Source organism: Sediminibacterium roseum (assembly GCF_009939005.1).
In the GTDB taxonomy this organism is placed as follows: Bacteria; Bacteroidota; Bacteroidia; order Chitinophagales; family Chitinophagaceae; genus Sediminibacterium; species Sediminibacterium roseum.
Map to the genome: position 1 here is coordinate 403,272 of NZ_JAACJS010000002.1, position 19,219 is coordinate 422,490.

Consider the following 19,219-nt stretch of genomic DNA (forward strand, 5'->3'; position numbering starts at 1 on the left):
GGCTTTCATGGACATTGGGGGGCCGCATTTAAGCAGCGTTTGGATATTGGATGAAAAACATCCGGCAGACAAATCTTCTCTCTTCACAAAATCAACCCATTTCTCAACCGGTAATTAAATATAAAGCCGGAAAAACCGCTTTACAACGCACAAAACAAAACTCCGTGTTAATACGTTTTCTGCCCGTTAAATCAACCGTAATTTCTTGTGCGTTTTTATTGCTTTCTTTGTAGTTCTAATTAAGACGCATGTGGTATAAAGCAGGTAGGTTTATTTTAAAGAATCGATTAAGTTTATTAGTCATATTACTCGCAGCAACGGCTTTCATGGGATGGAAGGCTTCGCAGGTCCAGTTATCGTACGATTTTACCCGCGCCCTCCCTACCGATAACCCCAAATACAAGGAATACCAGTCCTTCCTCAAAAAGTTCGGGGCCGATGGAAGCACGGTCGTCATCGGGATTGAAAACCCCGGTTTTTACACCCAGCGGTTTTTCAACGAGGTAGGGCTGCTCGACCAGCAGCTGAAAAAGATCCCCGGTGTTACCGAGATCCTGAGCGTGCCCGAAGTGGTGCGTTTGCAGAACGACAGCCTTGCGCATAAACTTTTGCCGCAACGTATCTTTCATTATCCTTATACGTCGCAGGATTCGCTCAACGCAGACCGCGCCGCATTTGAGAACCTTCCTTTTTACCGGAGAATCCTGTACAACCCGCAAACAAACGCCTACCTCGTTGCCGTAAGCGTAAACAAAGACACCATCGGGAGCAAGAGCCGCACGCGCCTCATCAACGATATAATGAAGGAAGTGAACGCCTTTGAAGAACGGAACAATGTAAGCGTACACACAAGCGGGCTACCCTTTATCAGGACCTCCGTTGGCAACCGCATCAAAGACGAAATGAGCTGGTTCCTCGTTGGTTCACTGGTGTTGCTGGTCATCACCCTGTTGCTTTTCTTCAGATCCATAAGCGCTACGCTGATGAGCTTGCTGGTGGTTTGCATGGGTGTTGTGTGGAGCCTGGGAACGATCGTTTTGCTCGGTTACAAGATTACCCTGCTCACCGCGCTCATTCCACCGCTGGTTGTTGTGATCGGCATCCCCAACTGCATTTATTTCCTCAATAAGTACCATACCGCTTACCGCGATGAAAAAGCAAAAGAGGCAGCGCTGGTAACCATGGTAGGACGTATGGGCATCGTAACGCTGTTCTGCAACATCGCCGCTGCCATTGGGTTTGCTGTGTTCGCATTAACGAAAAGCGACCTGCTGAAAGAGTTCGGCGCAGTGGCGGGGATCAACATCATGGTCCTGTTTCTCATCTCGCTCATATTCATCCCCGCGGTACTCAGCTACCTGCCGCCGCCAAAAGCAAAACACACGAAATACCTCGATAATAAGTTCCTCGAGAAATTATTGCTGCGCATCGAAAAATGGACGTTTCACCATGCGGGCTGGGTATACGGCATCACAGCATTGATCACTCTTTTTTCACTGATCGGCATCTTCAGGATCAAGAGCGAAGCATTTATTGTAGATGACCTTCCCAGGAACGATAAAATTTACACCGATCTCAAATGGTTCGAACAGCATTTCGGTGGTGTAATGCCATTGGAGATCGTGATCGATACCAAAAAGAAAAAAGGCATCCTCCGCATCAAACCGATCGAAAAAATTGACGAGCTCTCGCAATACATCGCCGCCAACCCCGCAACCGCAAAACCTTTGTCGTTTGTGGAAGGGTTGAAATTTGCAAAGCAATCTTATTTCGACAACGACAGCCTCAGCTATACCATTCCTTACGAGTCCGACCTTGTATTCATGGCCCCTTATCTTCAATCGAAAGGCGATACGGCGGCAGGGAAAAAGGGCGTGGGCAAACTGCTGGCAAGTTTCATGGACAGCACACAGCAGGTGGCGCGCATCAGTGTGAACATGAAAGACATAGGCAGCGCCAAATTGCCGCTGCTGTTATCGGATTTTGAGAAGAAGGCGAATGAACTGTTCGACACCGCATCGTACCATGTAACGTTCACGGGTGCGAGCGTGAGTTTTTTAGAAGGATCCAGCTTTATCATCAAAGGCTTGAAAGAAAGTATTTTCTGGGCCTTCCTTCTGATCACACTTTGTATGTTGTACCTGTTCCGGTCGTTCCGGATCCTAGTATGCTCACTCATCCCGAACCTCATCCCGTTGCTGGTAACCGCGGGGGTGATGGGATGGGCCGGTATTTCGCTCAAACCCTCAACGGTATTGGTTTTCAGCGTGGCGCTAGGTATTGCGATCGATGTAACGATACGGTTCCTGATCAATTACAAACAGGAACTGCCGCATTACAACCAGGACGTGGCAAAAACGCTGGTGCAAACCATCAGGCATACGGGCATCAGCATCATTTATACATCACTGGTACTGATCGCGGGCTTTATTATTTTCTGTTTCAGCGATTTCGGGGGAACAAAAGCGCTTGGATGGCTCACATCGCTCACATTGGTAACCGGTACGTTAACCAACCTGATCCTTTTACCGGTGCTGATTTTAGGCTCTTCACGACGGAAAAAGAAACATTAATTTTTACATTATATCAGTTTGCTGAACGAAAAAGTAGTCGGTTTACGACGTTTTTTTACACCAAAAAGCTGTAACGCGCTTGTAGTTATTTTATTGCACCAGGTTTAATCATTTCTCTTAATTCATTGATAATCAATGGCTGCATTTTTGTTAGCCGATTTAAACCGACGAATTTTTTAAAAAGTGCAGCATAAATTAAAATGTTCCTGTCATTATAACTTGTGTTAAGCTTTCTTTAACTAATTTGCGTCCCCGAATTAAAAACAAAACAATCATGACAAAACTTGTGAAGATGCTCATGTGTGCATTATTGCTTTGCACGCAGCTTATGGCTCAGAACCGGACCGTTACTGGTAAGGTTACTGACGACAAAGGAGTTCCGGTTGCCAATGCCTCAGTTGTGGCGAAAGGCAGCAGACAGGGAACAACAACGAATGCAGAAGGTACTTTTTCGCTTTCTGTGCCTGCTTCAGTAAGAGTGTTGACAGTATCCTCTGTTAACTTTGCTGCGCAGGATGTTACGATCAGCGCCAATAATACTGTTGCAGTAACATTGGCCGCTTCAACTGCCCTGCTTGATGAAGTGGTGGTAGTTGGTTATAGTACAACAACCAAACAGGCATTCACCGGTACTGCCAAACAGATTTCTGGCGAAGAACTGAACAAAAAAAGCGTATCAAGCGTATCGCAGGCATTGGCCGGTGAGGTAGCTGGTGTTCGTGTGATCAACACATCAGGACAGCCAGGTACCAATGCTACGGTTCGTATCCGTGGTCTGGGCTCTGTAAACGGTAACCGTTCACCATTGTATGTTGTAGACGGTATTCCTTTTGATGGTGCATTGAACGGCATCAACACTGCAGACGTAGCTTCAATGACTGTATTGAAAGATGCGGCGGCAACAGCTATCTATGGTTCACGTGGTGCGAATGGTGTGATCGTTATCACAACCACAAGCGGACGTGGCAAAAAACCTTACATCGAAGTAGATGGCAGGTTTGGTTCAAACATGTCTTTGCTCCCACGTTACGAAACCATCAAATCACCGGAAGAGTACATCGGCCTCTCATGGGAGTCTATGTACAACTACGCAGCGTTCCAGGGAAGTACAAACCCTACAGCGTATGCAAACACCAACCTGTTCAGCACAGGTACACTCGGTATCGCACCTTTTTACAACATGTGGAACGTGGCAACTGTTGCTGATCTGATCGATCCGGTAACAAGAACCGTTAAACCAGGTGTTACAAGAAAATACGATCCTGAAAACTGGGCGGATTATGCGTTCCAGGCTTCAAACAGGACAGAAACCAACATCAAAATGGGTGGTGGCGATGCTAAAACCAACTACTACACTTCAGTTGGTTACCTGCAGGATAAAGGTTACTCGATCAACACAGACTTCACACGCCTTTCTTTCCGTGTGAACCTGAACCACGAAGTAAAATCATGGTTGAGCACCTCATTCAATGCGAACTATTCAAACGCGATCACGAACAACAACGGACAGGGAAGCAGCTCAAACAGTATTTTCTGGTTTGTAGATAACCTTCCTTCTATCTATCCATTGTTCCTCCGCGATGCAACAGGCGCCAAAGTACCGGACCCGATTTTTGGTGGATTCCAGTACGATTATGGTGCAGGTACAGGTAAATCACGCGGATTTGGTGGTTTGACCAACGCGATCGCCGATGCGATCTACAACACAAGCCGTTCTACCCGTAACGACCTTAACGGTAGCGCTTCTGTTAAATTGAAATTCACAAAAGACCTGACCCTCGAAAACAGGTTGGGTATGCAGTATTATACAAGTCTTGGTGTATCACGCGGTAACAAATTCTATGGTGGATCTGCACCACAGAACGGTTCATTGTTCCACACAAGGAACGAGCAAATGAACCTCAACCTCCTCACCATGGCACGTTACGCACACCGTTTCTCTGCACACAATGTTGAAGTTTTGGCGGCACACGAGTCAACCAAATACAAATTCTCAACATTTGGTGCGGGTGGAAACAACCTCGTTCTTAACGACGGTCTCGAACTCGACAACGCAATCGTTAAAGTTCCGGGTGCTGTAACTTCAAACAACACACTCCAAAGGCTCGAAAGTTATTTCGGCCAGGTTAACTACGACTATGCAGGCAAATACTATCTCGCTGGAACAGTTCGTGCGGATGGTTCATCACGTTTCAGGAATGACAAATGGGGAACTTTCTATTCTGTAGGCTTAGGTTGGGAAGTTACCAAAGAAGATTTCATGAAGAAAGGATCTATCCTCAGCTACCTGAAACTGAAAGCCAGCTATGGCGTATTGGGCGACCAGGCTGGATTTGGATCTTATTCTGGTTACAACCAGATCCAGGTATCAAATCTGAATGACTTGCCTTCGTTTGCACCACAAGTTGTGCAAAATCCAAATCTTACCTGGGAAACTTCAAGAATGGCACAGGTTGGTGCTGAATTCAGGCTTGGAACGTTCCTCGAAGGTTCGGTGGACTACTACGTGAAAAACACAAACAACATGTTGTTCAACAGGTCAATTGGTATTTCTAATGGATATGCCAGCCTGCCAGTGAATGATGCGAACCTTCGCAACAGCGGTATCGAGTTCGAATTGACAGGACACGTGATTAAGAGAAAAGATTTCTGGCTGGATCTGAACGTCAACGGTGAACATTTCAAAAACCAGCTTACCGAAATGCCATTAGACCCATCAACGGGCGGTCCGAAATACCTGGATGTACAGGGTTTGTATGGTTATGGCAAAGGACATTCACTGTATGACTACTACACAAGACAATACGCTGGTGTAGATGCTGCAACAGGTGTAAGCCAGTGGACAGTTTACTACGATGACCTGAACAGCAACAATGCATTTGATGCAGGTGAGCAGATCGCGAGCCTTGAGCAATTCAAAATTGACAATCCTTCAAAAGCGAATTCTTACAAACAGGGTATCACTAAAACATACTCTCAGGCAACCTTGTTCTACACAGGACAATCAGCGCTTCCTAAGCTTCGCGGTGCATTCAACCTGAATGCAGGATTCAAGAACCTGGACATCTCAGTTCAGTTCCTGTACAGCATCGGCGGATATGCATTTGACGGCCTCTACCAGGGTCTGATGGCAAGCGGTGCGGTTGGTAACAACAACTGGCACGTTGACATGAGGAACAGGTGGCAGAAAGCCGGCGACATCACTGATGTTCCGCGCCTGTCGAACAACCTCGATGCAAACAACAACGGTACTTCAACAAGGTTCCTGGCGAAAGCGGATTACCTTGCCCTGAACAATGTTCGTATTGGATATACCCTTCCAACAAAAACAGTTCAGGCATTAGGCATCCAACAGGCTACTTTCTACGTATCAGGAGATAACCTGTATCTTGCATCTGCAAGGAAAGGTCTGAACCCGTCAACTGCTGAAGCCGGTGGATCAAATACATACCTGTATTCTCCATTGTCAACCATCAGCGCAGGCGTAAAAGTTAGATTCTAAACTCTTTTAATCAGAAAACATGAAAACTAAATATTTCTTAACACTTGCGGTAGCCGCTACAGCTTTCCTGGGAGGATGTAAAAAATCTTTCCTCGAAACACAGCCCACCTCATTCATCACTCCCGAGCAGCTGGCTAATGATGCAAAGATGGACCCGAAGTTGCTGAACGGTACTATTTCGGGCTTGTATTCAACCATGTTCAACACAGGCGTGGGTGGAACAACCGGCCACGATGATTTCGGCCAGAAAGGTATTGATATCTATACCGATATGATTGAATCTGACATGGTTCTCGCCGGCGTAACTTACGGATGGTATTCTAACCTCGCCCGTTTGGTTGCAACAACAAACTATGTGACCAACGAGGTGTACATTCCGTTCAGGTATTACTACCGCCAGATCTTCGGTGCCAACTCTATCATCGACATCCTCGGTGGTAACAACGCAGCCGTTACAGGTAACAATGCCTATGTAATGGGCCAGGCGAAAGCGATGAGGGCTTATGGATATTTCTACCTCACCCAGCTGTACGCAAAAGAATACGGCGATGGTTCTGCTAAAATCCTTCCGATCTACAGAACTACAAGGGCAGATTCTTCCAATGCACCTAAAAGCACAGCAGCCGACGTTTACAACCTGATGATCCAGGACCTGACTCAGGCCATCTCTTTGCTGAATGGTTTCACACGTTCTTCAAAAGACCAGGTAGATGCAAACGTTGCGAAAGGTTTGCTCTGCTATGTACTCGCTGCAAGAGGTACTCCTGCAGACTGGGCACAGGTTGTTACTTTGACAGACCAACTGAACACCGCGTACGCAAAAACACCAAGAGCGATCCTGTCTTACGATGGAACAAACCTCAACACTGCAGGTTTCAACAAAGTAACCACGCCAAGCTGGATGTGGGGTGTTGACCTTACTTTGTCTCAAGGCCTGAACCTTGTTTCATGGTGGGGACAAATCGATCAGTTCACTTACAGCTATACATGGGCGGGTGATCCTAAAACGATCGATCTCGGATTGTACAACTCAATCAGGAACGACGATGTCAGGAAAACACAGTTCGCTGCTCCTACTGCAACGTACAAACTCCAGCCGATCAACAAATTTTATGCACCAGCCCGTACATCAGGTGGTACAAGGTATGTTGAAACCGACTACGTTTACATGCGTTCAGACGAGTTCTACCTGTTGAATGCAGAAGCAAAAGCACGTACCGGACAAGAGGGTGCAGCAAGAACCCAGCTCAGCAACTTCCTGGCCGACAGGATCACTGATGTATCATACATCAATACTTTGTCTGGCGCAGCCTTGTTGAACGAGATCTACCTCCAGACCCGTATCGAACTTTGGGGAGAAGGTAAAGCGTACCTCGCTATGAAGAGGAACAAAGCCACTATAACAAGAGGCACCAACCACCTTTTCGAAGCTGGTAAGTCTTTCGCTTACAACGACGACAAACTCACTTTCGCTATTCCACAGCAGGAAGTGTTGAACAACCCGAACCTGAACAAATAATTCAGTTAAGGTTTGATATTATAAGCCGCTCCTTTTTGGGAGCGGCTTTTTTTGCATCACTTTTGTGGTGATTTATGAATCCTGATCGTATCCAGGTGTTATGCGGCACCACCTTCCAATAAGTTGGAAAAACTGAAGGGAACTCTTAAAGACTTTTACTCCATACGGATCAATAATCAATGGCGGATCATCTTTAAATGGGTTCCAGGAAATGCGTCAGAAGTTGAAATAATAGATTATCACTAAACCAAGCGAAATGAAGCGACTTAGAAATATTCATCCGGGCGAAGTATTACACGAAGAGTTTCTTGTGCCTTTTGGAATTTCTGCATATCGACTTTCAAAAGATACTGGCATACCACAAACCAGGCTGTCGGCTATTATAAAAGGGAATCGCAGGATCACTGCTGATACTGCTGTACGCTTTTCAAAGTATTTTGGCAATTCAGCGAAATTCTGGCTTGGGTTACAGGACGACTTCGATATCGAAGAAGAAAATGCAATCCTAAAAGCAACTCTAAATTCCATTCCCAGGTTCAGCAATCTATCCGCATAACATTGGTTTTGCAAAAGTTGTGCGATAGAATATCGCCCACCAGATATGGAAATTCTAATCCAGGAATTGATTGTAGCAATAAATATGGAGAGTGGTGGTAATAGATCCATCGATCCATCAGTCCATGAAAAGAGAAGCATACGACTGCTGCAGTTTCCCGGGCTTGGCGCTCCTCACCGGAGGATAGAACAGCCACTACCTATTGGAGTCATCACCTGTATCCGCAATGCCGGCTACATCCACAACCCAGAATTGAAGATGAAGCTTCCTATTTCAAAACCTCCTGCAACTTAGCGTTGAGTTGTTCCCCCCTCAGGTCCGTTGCAATGATTTTGCCTTGCGGATCCACAAGAACATTGAATGGAATGCCATCGATCTTATAAAGCGGTACAACGGCGCTTGACCAATATTGGAGGTCGCTGATCTGTGTCCAGGTAAGGCCGTCTTTGTGAATGGCTTCGAGCCATTTTTCTTTGTCCTGGTCGAGCGAAACCCCGAGGATGGTAAAGTTTTTATCCTTGAATTTTTTGTACGCCTCCACCACGTTCGGGTTTTCCTTTCTGCAGGGCCCGCACCAGCTTGCCCAGAAATCAACCAGTACATACTTGCCTTTGAAGCTGCTCAACGAAACGGCTTTGCCAGAAGTATCGGGTAAATTTATTTCAGGTGCCGGTTGATCGAGCAAAGGATTTTTTGGCGGCGCCGCCGGCTGCTGCGTGGTGATCATCGCCTTGATCCGTGCAAGACCACTGTGCTCCTTGAACTTGTCTGCCGATGAAAGCACAAGCGCCTTCACTTCGTTCTGGCTCATCGTGCGGCCGGCCATGCCAAGCACATAGATCCGCGCGGCGGGGCTTGGCGACTGGTTGATGAAATTGGTTACCAGTGTATTCATGTCCCTGATCTGTGCATCACGTTTGTTGCGCTGAATCGTAAGTATGCTGTCGCTGGCATTCTTTTTTTCCAATGTATCCAGTTCTTTGAACGTATTGAACAGCGCCGAGTCTTTCAAACGGTAGTTCTCAAAAAGCGTATGAAGCGCCTCGGAAGCAGGAGAGCCTTCTGTTTTATAGGCTTTGTAGTTGTTCATGTCAACATCCACCTTGATGTTGTTGTTGTCGTTGATCACCAAAAGAGAATTACCTCCAACTGCAAGGCGGTAAAGCCCCTCTTCTTTGCCCATGCCGCGCAGTTCGAATGTGCCGTTTGGTTTTAACGTGGCCGAATCGATCACGATCGGGCTCTCGCCACCAAATGGGATTTCTTCGAGTGTGATCTTTTTATCTATTGCGTTTGATACCCGGCCGCTCACGGTAAATGCGCCGTATTTTTTCTGTTGACACGATACAAACGCAACCGCGGCCATCAAAACGATCCATGTTTTTTTCATAAGAATGTTTTTTGATCTGGGAGAGATCAGGTCTATTTTAATTTTTCTTCCAGTAGATACGTAACGATTTTCGGATCGGCCTTTCCTTTGCTTCGTTTTTTCACTTCGCCCACAAAGAGGCCGATCAATCCTTTTTTGCCTTTACGGTATTCTGCCACTTTATCCGGCATTGATGCCAGGGCATCGTTCACCCATGTTTCCAGTTCATTGGCATTGCTTACCTGCAGCAGGTTTTCGCGTTCCGCAATTTCCAGCGGCGATGTGTTTTCGCTGATGAGCAGCGGTAATATTTTCGACGATGCAACAGAAAAGTTCACTTTACCCTCTTCCACCAGCTGTATCAATGCCGCGAACAAAGAAGGATCAAGTGCGAGGTCGGCCAGCTGCATGTTCTTCTCGTTGAGGTATTGCCGCACCGGGCCGAGTATCCAGTTGGCGGCCGCTTTGTGCTGGTTGGTGTGGCCGATCACCGCCTCAAAAAAAACGGCGGTCTCTTTCTCGTCGCACAGCTGGCCCGCGTCGTATTCGTTCAGCCCGAATGCCGACCGGTATTTCTTAATGAGCTCATTGGGCAATGCAGGCAATGCGTTCCTGATGTCGTTGATGTGGCCGTCTGTAAGATGAAACGGTGCCAGATCAGGGTCGGGGAAGTAGCGGTAATCGTTTGCTTCTTCTTTGTCGCGGATCGCGAAGGTGGTATCGTTCGATGCATCAAAGCTTCTTGTCTGCTGCTGAACGGTTCCGCCGCTTTCCACGAGTTGTATCATTCTTTCTATCTCGTATTCGATCGCTTTTTTTACGTTTCGGATGGAGTTGAGGTTTTTTACTTCCACCTTGGTGCCCAGTTTTGTTTCGCCTTTCAGGCGGATGGAAACATTGGCGTCGCAACGAAGGCTTCCTTCTTCCATGTTGCCATCGCAGATGCCGATCCAGCGAACCAGTTTCCTGATCTCGGTTACGTATTGCCAGGCTTCATCGGCAGAAAAAAGATCGGGTTCGGTCACGATCTCCACCAGCGGTGTGCCGGCGCGGTTGAGGTCTATACAGGTAAAATCGTCGTCCAGGTCGTGGATGCTCTTGCCCGCATCCTCTTCCATGTGAATGCGGTTGAGCTGCACCTGGCGTTCGCCCCCGTTTGTTTTGATGGTGATGTGGCCGCCTTTGCAAATAGGCGTGGTGTGCTGGGAGATCTGGTATCCCTTGGGAAGATCCGGGTAGAAATAATTTTTTCGCGCGAAATAATTGTTCTTCTCGATCGCGCAGCCACATGCCAGCCCCAACCTGATCGCATATTCCACCGCTTTCCTGTTTGTTTTCGGAAGCGTGCCCGGGTGCCCCATGGTTACCGGGCTGATGTGCGTATTGGGCGCCGCACCAAATGCAGTGCTGTCGCCACAAAAAAGCTTGCTGTTTGTGGCAAGCTGCGCATGCACTTCGAGCCCGATCACTGCTTCGTATTTTTCGTGGAGGAACATGGGAGCGAAGGTAAGCTTTTCGGGGGAGCTTCAAACCGCGTGCAACGGCTCATGGCCGGGGCCGGAACAAAAAAAACCGCGCCAAGAATAGCGCGGTGCATATACAACATGAGAGAAAATACGGTGTTTGTATAGATAGAACGTCAAAACATTGCAATGGTTACAGTTCTGCCGTTTTTAATTTTTTGGGAAACCTGATCTCTGCTGTTTGCAGCTGCCCGTTTCTTTTGTAACCGAGTTTGAAAGTATCGCCTTCTTTGATCTCTTTGAGGGCAGATTGCAGCTCGTCTACAGAACCGATGGCTTTGCCGTTGAGCTCGGAGATCACATCATCTTTTTTAAGACCTGCCTTGGCTGCGGGCGTTTCATCATCCACATCGAGGATCTTTACGCCCTTGCCCTCTTCCACATCCTGGATCTCAACACCCAGCCTTGGCCTGCGGTTGAAGCTGAATTCCCTTCCATTCAGTCCCGGAATATTGTGCAGTTGCGGCATATCAAAATGGAGACCCTCCATTCCTTTGAGATCGCCAAGATCTTTGAGGTGGTCAAGGTCCTTTCTGTCGAAGCTGAAAGAGCTGCTTATCGTACTTTTTTCGAGTGCCACGGTTGCGGTGTTCTCTTTTCCATCGCGGAGATAGGTAATGGTTACTTTTTCCCCGGGTTTGAATTCTCCAATGGCATCGTAAAGATCACCGCCGTTGCTGATTTTGATGTCGTTTACTTTGGTGATCACATCGTCTTTTTTGAAACCTGCTTTCTCCGCCGGACTGCCTTTCTGAACCGTAGCAACCTGTGCACCTTTTTCGGAGGCGGTTGAGGTAACGCCCAGGTAAGCCCTGTTGTTTTCAACAACGCCGCCAAACATTTTCAGTCCGCCCATTGTCCCCATCTTGCCCCTGAGGCGGGGTATCATCGCGCCCATCCCTTTTTCGGAGAGCACTTCAACATCGCCGTCTTTCAATTCGTTGAGCGGTTTGCCGTTCACGGTAATGTCGTTGCCATCGATCACGATGGTCATTTTTTCTTTGCTGTCACCCTTTTTGCGGATGATCACGTCAGATCCTGCTTTTTCTTTCTTGTCCGACTTGTCTTTCGACTGTGCATTCCCCAGCACAGCCACACCCAGCGCCAAAGCGATCAGTGGTAAGATTTTCGTATTCATAATATTGATTTTTTGTTGTACGAATTTATTAGTAGATCAAATGTAAATGTTTCCCGAAATACGAAAGTGTTCGGAAATGTTAAATAAGGTTAATAAATTAAGGGGCTGGCCCACGGGTCATTGAAATTCGACCCAGCTTTTTTCAAAGTAAAGTTCTGTAGTATGGTTGCTGCTGTCGATTGCAACGGCCTTGATAAAATCTTTGGTCCTGGACAGGTATTTCAAACGGAAGGGTGTTTGCGAATCGTCGTAGTAAGCACCCAGCCTGCAACCAAATGGGTTGCCCTGTACATCGGATGTATAAATGGAAAAAAGGAGGAGGCGCTCCGAAAAAAGATCAGGCCGGGCATAGCCAAAAAAACGGTGGTCCTTGAATTTGTTGAACGCAACGTAGATACTGCTGTCGCCATCTTTCAAATAAACAAAAGCTTTCAAAGTATCGCCTTCGGCAATGAATTTTGCCTGGTTGGCTTTGTCGAGGCTGTCGAGTTTCGAACTGTTTTTTACGGGTGCAGCCAGTTCATGGCCGGCCCCGTTTTTGGGATCGGTGGCATGGTCTGTTTGGTTGCATGCAGTTAACAATACCAATACTAATGCTGCCAGTACGTTTTGTTTCATGCGATCGTATTTTTGATTTACAAGAGTGCTTTCACTTTTTCAATCACCTGCGGCAGGTTACTGGCATCCTGGCCGCCTGCGGTTGCGAGTGTTTTTTGCCCGCCGCCGCCGCCTTTGATCAGCCCGGCAACCTGTTCCCTGATGATCTTCGGCGCCTCCAGGTTTTTGTCTGCGCTCACTTTTTCGTCGAGCAGCACGGCTACCTGTGCCTTACCGTCTATTGATGCGGCGAGTACGACCACGTAATTGCTGAGGTCGTTCTTTAATTCGAAGCAGAGTTTCTTGAGCGCGTCTGCATTGCCAACTTCTACCACGGCGCCAAGGAACGTTGTGTTGTTGATGGTTTCTGTTTTACCCAGCAATTCGTTTTTTAGAACGATGAGTTGTCTGGCTTCGAGGCCCTCGATCTTTTTCCTGAGCTCATTGTTTTCTGCTGCGAGCGATTCAACGGCCTTGTTGAGTTCTTTCGGATTTTTCAGCAATTCCCTGATCGCGCGAACCTGTGCAAACTGTTCGTTTGCCAGTTGCTCCGCTGCTCTGCCGCTCACTGCTTCAATGCGCCTTACGCCGGCTGCAACTGCAGATTCGTGTTTGATCTTAAAGAAACCGAGTTCGCCCGTAGACCCCGCATGTGTTCCGCCACAGAGCTCGATGGAATAGGCCGGGTCCATGATCACCACGCGTACCACATCGCCATATTTTTCTCCAAAAAGCGCCATGGCGCCGAGTTTCACGGCATCGTCCTTTTTCATTTCCTTGATCACAACAGGGATGTTCTCACGTATTTTTTCGTTTACGATCGATTCGATTTTCGCTGCTTCTTCATCAGAAAGTTTCGCAAAATGCGAGAAATCGAAACGCAGGTATTCTTCGTTCACCAAACTTCCTTTCTGTGCAACATGTGTACCCAGCACCTGCCTGAGCGCCGCATGCAACAGGTGTGTGGCGCTGTGGTGCACGGCGGTTGCGCTTCTCTTTTGCCTGTCAACCTTTGCCGTAACAGGCAGCTTGATGTCTGCCGGCAAGGTTTCTGTAAAATGAATGATGAGGTTGTTTTCTTTTTTTGTATCGGTTACGGCGATCGCTTCCCCGGCAAAATCGAGCACACCGGTATCGCCAACCTGGCCACCGCTCTCTGCGTAGAAAGGTGTTGCCTCGAGTACAAGCTGGTAGGCCTCTTTTCCTTTTGCCTTTACCTTGCGGTACTTGGTTACTTTGCTTTCTGTTTCGAGGGAATCGTAGCCGATGAATTCGTTCACGGCATTGTCGTGGAGAACGATCCAGTCTTCCGTATCTATGGTTCCCGCTGCGCGCGAACGGTTTTTCTGCTGCTGCATTTCTGCCTCAAAACCGGTTTCATCAACAGCCAGGTTTTTTTCGGAAGCGATCAAACGGGTAAGATCGATGGGGAAGCCGAATGTATCAAACAATTCGAAAGCAGCGCGCCCTTCGATCTGTTTGCCTGATGTGGCAATGATGTCGTCGATGCGTTTCAAACCTTTGTCCAGCGTTTTCAAAAATGCATCTTCTTCTTCTTTAACCACCTTGCTTACAAAATCGATCTGTTTGTTCAGTTCCGGGAAAACATCTTCAAACTGTTTTGCCAGCAGGGGAAGCAGTTGAAACAGCAGTGGCTGTTTGTAATCGAGATAGGAATAATAATAACGCACGGCCCTTCTCAGGATCCTCCTGATCACATAACCCGCACCGTTGTTGGCCGGGAGCTGCCCGTCGGCAATCGTAAAGGCGATGGCGCGGATATGATCGGCCAGTACCCGGAAGGCGATCGCTTCCTTGCTGTCGCTGTAATCGTATTTTTTACCGGTTATTTTTTCTGTTGCCGCGATCGTGCCGGTAAATACATCCGTATCGTAATTGCTTTGTTTGCCCTGGATCACGCGCACCAGTCGTTCAAACCCCATTCCCGTATCCACGTGCTGAGCCGGCAGTGTTTGCAGGCTTCCGTCTTTTAAACGGTTGAACTGCATGAATACGTTGTTCCAGATCTCGATCACCTGCGGGTGGTCGTTGTTCACCAGGTCTTTCCCGGCTACGCTTTTTCTTTCTTCATCGCTGCGGCAATCTACGTGGATCTCCGTGCAGGGGCCGCAGGGGCCCGTATCCCCCATTTCCCAGAAATTATCTTTTTTGTTGCCGAGCAGGATCCTGTCTTCGGCAATCACTTTTTTCCATTCGTTGTACGCTTCTTCGTCTTTGGGCAGGCCCTCTTTTTCGTCGCCCTCAAAAATGGTAACGTAAAGGCGGTCCTTGTCGAGCCTGTAAACTTCCGTCAGCAGTTCCCAGCTCCATGCGATGGCTTCTTTTTTAAAATAGTCGCCAAAGCTCCAGTTGCCCAGCATTTCGAACATGGTGTGGTGGTAGGTGTCTACGCCCACTTCTTCGAGATCGTTGTGTTTACCACTTACGCGAAGGCATTTCTGGGTATCGGCAACGCGTTTGTGATCGGGTTTTTTGTTCCCGAGGAAGAAGTCCTTGAACTGGTTCATACCGGCATTGGTAAAGAGCAGGGTAGGGTCGTTTTTAACCACGATCGGCGCAGACGGAACGATCTGGTGCCCGCGCTGGGCGAAAAAATCAAGGAATTGTTTGCGTATGTCGGCACTGGTCATCATCGATCAAAAAATTTTAAACAAATTGTTAGGGCGTTAGAAACTATATTTGGTGGCTTTTTAGGGGGATCAAAGGTAAGGAATCGCGGGCGTGAATCGCCAATCGTAAACCGCGGACCGTGTAATCGATTATGGCCGGAACGGCTCCCCCACTTGCGGTAACGATTTACGGTCCGCCAGGAAAAAGCACCATCGCCATGAAAAAGGTCAAATATTACTATAACACCCACACGCTCCGCTATGAAAAGCTGGATACACCACTGCGTGTGCGGTTGTTGCAGCTGATCGGCTTCCTGGCGGCTTCCATTGTTACCGGGGCGATCATTTTCGCCATCGCCTTCCGCTACATCGATTCCCCGAAGGAGAAATACCTGCGGCAGCAGAACGAGGACATGTCCAACAACTACAGCGTATTCATGGAACGCCTGCGCCAGCTCGAGCTGCAGATGAATGAGATCGAGAACCGCGACAACAACGTGTACCGTTCCATTTTCGGCGCGCAGCCCATCCCGGACAGTGCGCGTGTGAAGGCGATGGAACTAAAAAACGAGGTGAAACTGGTACAAAGCATGGGCGAGTCTGAACTCGTAAAAAGCATCGGCGCCCAGCTCAATAACCTGTCGCTGCTTACCGCTTACCAGGAAAAATCGTTCGATGAGATCACCAATATGGTGAAGAACAAAGAGAAACTGCTGTCCTCCATCCCTGCGATACAGCCCGTGAGCAACAAGAACCTGAACCGTATTGCATCGGGGTTTGGGTACCGCATCGATCCGGTGTATAAAGTGCTGAAGGCCCACCTCGGGCTCGACTTCACCGCCCCCATGGGAACGCCCATTTATGCTTCTGCCGATGGGCGGGTAACGGATGCCGGTTTCAATACCGGTGGTTTTGGAAACCGTGTGGTGATCAGCCATGGAAATGGTTATGAAACCCTTTACGGGCACATGGTAAAAGTAAAGGCACGCGTGGGCGAAACGGTTAAACGCGGGGAAGTGATCGGATATGTAGGCAATTCCGGGAAAAGTACCGGCCCGCATTGCCATTACGAAGTGCACAAGAACGGCGTTCCCGTTGATCCGATCTATTATTTCTACAGCGATCTTACGGCGGCGCAGTTCGACAGGATCCTCAAAATGGCCGCAGCCAGCAACCAGAGCTTCGACTAAAACCCTGTATGCCTCCTGGCAGGGTTTAACAGGAGTTGTTTACCTTTAGGCTTAATATTTTTTTAGTGGAACCCGGGATAAAAGAATACCTGTTGCGTATTGTAAATACGATTGGCCTGGGTTTGTTGTGGATGGCCCTCAATTCCACAGCGGGCATCATGTACGATCTTGCTTTTGTGCATGAACACATTACCATTGGAAACATCCTTTTCTTTACCTGGTTCCTGCTGAGCCTGGCAGCATACCTGTGGTACGTGATCAGGTTATGGAGAAAACCGATCGATTTTGAGAAATGATGGCTGGATGGTTTGCTTTCGCCCAAGCGATCGGATAAACTGCAAAACGCTCCGCTACCGCTGCAAAACAAAAATACGTATCTTTGGATAAAATACACGTGCTATGACGACCAAGCTTACATTGACAGTGGAAAAAGAGGTGATTGAACGGGCTAAATCATATGCCAAAGACACGGGCCGGAGTCTTTCAGAACTGATTGAACAATACCTCGACAAAATAACCCAGGAACGGACAGAACAGAAGGTTTCGCCCAGGTTGAAGAAATTGATCGGTGCGGTTAAGCTTCCGAAAGATTTTGATGAGCACAAGGAACTTCGATCTTATTATGAGAAAAAGCATTTATGAGAAAGGTCTTTTTGGACACGAACATATTGATAGACCTGGTTGCGGACCGCAAGCCTTTTAGTAAATACGCGATTGAGATCTTTGATGCTGCTGAAAGCAAAAAGATCAAGCTGTTTGCATCCTCACACTCCATAGCCACTACGTATTATTTGTTAAAGAAGTATCATGATGACAAAACCCTAAGGGGTATCATATTAGGCTTGCTCGACTACATCGCGATCACACCGGTGGACGCTTCGGTACTGAAACAAGGCCTGCGTTCGAAACACAAGGACTTTGAAGATTCTATTCAAATTCATTGTGCAATAGCAGTTGAAAACATCAGTTGCATCGTTACAAGAAACATCAAAGATTTTAAAGGAAGTGAAGTAGCGGTTCTCGCGCCGGAAGAATTCTGTTTAACGCTAAAAGCCCGCCCGTAACATCGGTTTTGCAAAAATGGAATAACACACTCACCGGGCCCGCAATTCCAACAACTTAAGGAAGCGGTTAACCTTATACGCAGATGACAGCGAAAAAACGCAGAAGCGGTTCGTTTGGCGCAAGGTGGTGAAACGATTTCGTACGTTCAATGGACGAACGGAAATCTTTTTTCGTTATATTCACTATATGCACCTTAAAAAGATCTCAAAACGGGCGGTCATTGCGGGTACGTTGCTGATATGGGCCATCAAGTTCATTGTGCGCCCGTTTGTGCATGTGCCGCCGGCATTTAAGCCGCTTGTGGGCTTTGCGCCCAACCTGGTCGGATCCTTCCTGATCCCTTTTGGTGCGTGTTGTTTTTTTCAGAAGTTTTTCAAACTGCAAACCAATGCCGATCTGAATTTTACCTGTTGTTTTGGTTTGCTGCTCGTGATCATCAACGAATTTGTTCAACTCGTTCCCGTGTTTGGAAGAACTTTTGATCTGCTGGATATTTTATCTTCTGTTGCGGGCGTTTTCCTCGGTCACCTGGTGTTTGCAATGGCCATGCGGAAGCAATGGGTGGCAGAGGAATATTAAACATTCCTTTACCGGCGCTTAATTCTTCGTGTCAAGTATCACCGGCGTTTTGCTTCCTCCCATCACGATCACTTTTGCATTGGGTGAAGTAACAAGCCCCTTCATCACCTGTATCTGTTCGTATTGCAGTTGTTTATCGCCAAGCCCCGAGCTGATGATGCGTTGGTAATCTGCAATACCTTGCGCCTCTACCCGTTTGCGCTCTGCTTCCTGCTTTTCTTTCTGCAGCACGAATTCCATTTTCTGGGCTTCCTGTTCTGCTTTTATTTTTTCTTCGATGGATGTTTTTACATTGGCCGGTAAAGTGATGTTGCGGATGAGGAGCTGTTCCAGTATCAATCCTCTTTTTTTGAAATCATCTTCTATGCTTTTAAAAATGCGCGATTGAAACTGGTCCCTTTTGTTGGAATAGAGGTCGATGGCCGTGTAGTAAACGGCATTGTCGCGTATCTTGGTGCGTGCCAGCGGGCGCACGATCTTGTCTTTGTAATCAAAGCCGGTTTCCCGCACCAATTTTGGCGCTTCGGTACCGATTACCCTGTATAATACGGTAAGGTCTATCACTACTTCCAATCCATCTGCCGTTAACACGCGTATGGCATCGTCGCCGCCTTTTTCGCCTTCATCGTGCACGCCGCTCATGGTGTAGTTTTGTGTCTTAACATCCATCGTGGTTACATCTACCAATGGGTTCACGATGTTGAGGCCGCTGCCGAGCACATCGTTCTCAACCTTTCCAAACAATGATTTTACGCCGATCTGCCCCGCATCCACCTGTTTGATGCAGGAGGTAAGCGCCCCGATGACAACTACTGCCAACCCGCCCGTGCGCAGTACCACGCCCAGGTTGTGCAACTCTTCTTTTTGCCTGATGATGATGATGCCGGCGATCCATAAAATGATCCCGAGTATGATAAGTATCATGATGATAGGTTTTGGTTACTGTTAATTTACACCATGAGTCGCCAGATGACTGCT

At 47.7% G+C, this 19,219-nt stretch carries 16 protein-coding genes; 10 read left to right on the plus strand and 6 right to left on the minus strand.

What is annotated here, in order from left to right; translation table 11 throughout:
• Window positions 1–326: 326 nt before the first annotated feature.
• From GWC95_RS01710 to GWC95_RS01730, 5 genes are all read left to right on the plus strand, one after another.
• On the plus strand, window positions 327–2,573 hold the full coding sequence (locus tag GWC95_RS01710; protein ID WP_237722027.1) for an efflux RND transporter permease subunit: 2,247 nt from the start codon (window positions 327–329) through the stop codon (window positions 2,571–2,573).
• A 274-nt stretch (window positions 2,574–2,847) separates the two neighbouring features.
• Window positions 2,848–6,075, plus strand: a complete 3,228-nt coding sequence (locus GWC95_RS01715) for a SusC/RagA family TonB-linked outer membrane protein (protein ID WP_161816943.1) — start codon at window positions 2,848–2,850, stop codon at window positions 6,073–6,075.
• A 19-nt stretch (window positions 6,076–6,094) separates the two neighbouring features.
• Window positions 6,095–7,594 (plus strand): RagB/SusD family nutrient uptake outer membrane protein, encoded by a 1,500-nt coding sequence (locus GWC95_RS01720; RefSeq protein WP_161816944.1) that lies wholly within the window; start codon window positions 6,095–6,097, stop codon window positions 7,592–7,594.
• 84 nt (window positions 7,595–7,678) lie between these two features.
• Window positions 7,679–7,840 carry a type II toxin-antitoxin system RelE/ParE family toxin gene (locus GWC95_RS20030; protein WP_394351246.1) on the plus strand — a complete coding sequence of 54 codons (162 nt, stop codon included), beginning with the start codon at window positions 7,679–7,681 and terminating at the stop codon, window positions 7,838–7,840.
• 10 nt (window positions 7,841–7,850) lie between these two features.
• Complete coding sequence (locus tag GWC95_RS01730) at window positions 7,851–8,150, plus strand: HigA family addiction module antitoxin (protein WP_161816945.1); 300 nt, start codon at window positions 7,851–7,853, stop codon at window positions 8,148–8,150.
• 268 nt (window positions 8,151–8,418) lie between these two features.
• Here the strand turns inward: GWC95_RS01730 and GWC95_RS01735 are convergent, their stop codons facing one another.
• The 5 genes from GWC95_RS01735 to alaS all read right to left on the minus strand — a co-directional run bounded on the left by GWC95_RS01735 (window position 8,419) and on the right by alaS (window position 15,431).
• On the minus strand, window positions 8,419–9,540 hold the full coding sequence (locus tag GWC95_RS01735) for a TlpA disulfide reductase family protein (RefSeq protein ID WP_237722028.1): 1,122 nt from the start codon (window positions 9,538–9,540) through the stop codon (window positions 8,419–8,421).
• Window positions 9,541–9,572: 32 nt separating this feature from the next.
• Window positions 9,573–11,015 carry an Asp-tRNA(Asn)/Glu-tRNA(Gln) amidotransferase subunit GatB gene (gene gatB / locus GWC95_RS01740; protein WP_161816946.1) on the minus strand — a complete coding sequence of 481 codons (1,443 nt, stop codon included), beginning with the start codon at window positions 11,013–11,015 and terminating at the stop codon, window positions 9,573–9,575.
• A gap of 160 nt (window positions 11,016–11,175) precedes the next feature.
• Window positions 11,176–12,180, minus strand: a complete 1,005-nt coding sequence (locus GWC95_RS01745; protein ID WP_161816947.1) for a PDZ domain-containing protein — start codon at window positions 12,178–12,180, stop codon at window positions 11,176–11,178.
• A gap of 117 nt (window positions 12,181–12,297) precedes the next feature.
• Complete coding sequence (locus GWC95_RS01750; protein ID WP_161816948.1) at window positions 12,298–12,798, minus strand: hypothetical protein; 501 nt, start codon at window positions 12,796–12,798, stop codon at window positions 12,298–12,300.
• A 17-nt stretch (window positions 12,799–12,815) separates the two neighbouring features.
• Entirely contained in the window at window positions 12,816–15,431 is a 2,616-nt protein-coding gene (gene alaS / locus GWC95_RS01755; RefSeq protein WP_202630186.1) for an alanine--tRNA ligase, read from the minus strand.
• A gap of 194 nt (window positions 15,432–15,625) precedes the next feature.
• On the opposite strand from alaS, the gene GWC95_RS01760 reads away from it, so the two are divergent.
• The 5 genes from GWC95_RS01760 to GWC95_RS01780 all read left to right on the plus strand — a co-directional run bounded on the left by GWC95_RS01760 (window position 15,626) and on the right by GWC95_RS01780 (window position 18,241).
• Entirely contained in the window at window positions 15,626–16,597 is a 972-nt protein-coding gene (locus tag GWC95_RS01760; RefSeq protein WP_161816949.1) for a M23 family metallopeptidase, read from the plus strand.
• Between the two features lie 65 nt (window positions 16,598–16,662).
• Window positions 16,663–16,893 (plus strand): hypothetical protein, encoded by a 231-nt coding sequence (locus GWC95_RS01765; protein WP_161816950.1) that lies wholly within the window; start codon window positions 16,663–16,665, stop codon window positions 16,891–16,893.
• Between the two features lie 103 nt (window positions 16,894–16,996).
• A complete protein-coding gene (locus GWC95_RS01770) occupies window positions 16,997–17,239 on the plus strand; it encodes a DUF6364 family protein (RefSeq protein WP_161816951.1) in 243 nt (80 codons plus the stop codon).
• Window positions 17,236–17,661 carry a type II toxin-antitoxin system VapC family toxin gene (locus GWC95_RS01775; protein ID WP_161816952.1) on the plus strand — a complete coding sequence of 142 codons (426 nt, stop codon included), beginning with the start codon at window positions 17,236–17,238 and terminating at the stop codon, window positions 17,659–17,661. Before GWC95_RS01770 ends, GWC95_RS01775 begins: the two co-directional genes overlap by 4 nt.
• 187 nt (window positions 17,662–17,848) lie before the next feature.
• The gene (locus tag GWC95_RS01780) at window positions 17,849–18,241 is read left to right on the plus strand and encodes a VanZ family protein (RefSeq protein WP_161816953.1); all 393 of its coding nucleotides are present in this window, start codon (window positions 17,849–17,851) and stop codon (window positions 18,239–18,241) included.
• 18 nt (window positions 18,242–18,259) lie between these two features.
• Here GWC95_RS01780 and GWC95_RS01785 read toward each other — a convergent pair whose 3' ends face one another.
• Complete coding sequence (locus GWC95_RS01785; RefSeq protein WP_161816954.1) at window positions 18,260–19,165, minus strand: prohibitin family protein; 906 nt, start codon at window positions 19,163–19,165, stop codon at window positions 18,260–18,262.
• Window positions 19,166–19,219: the final 54 nt, after the last annotated feature.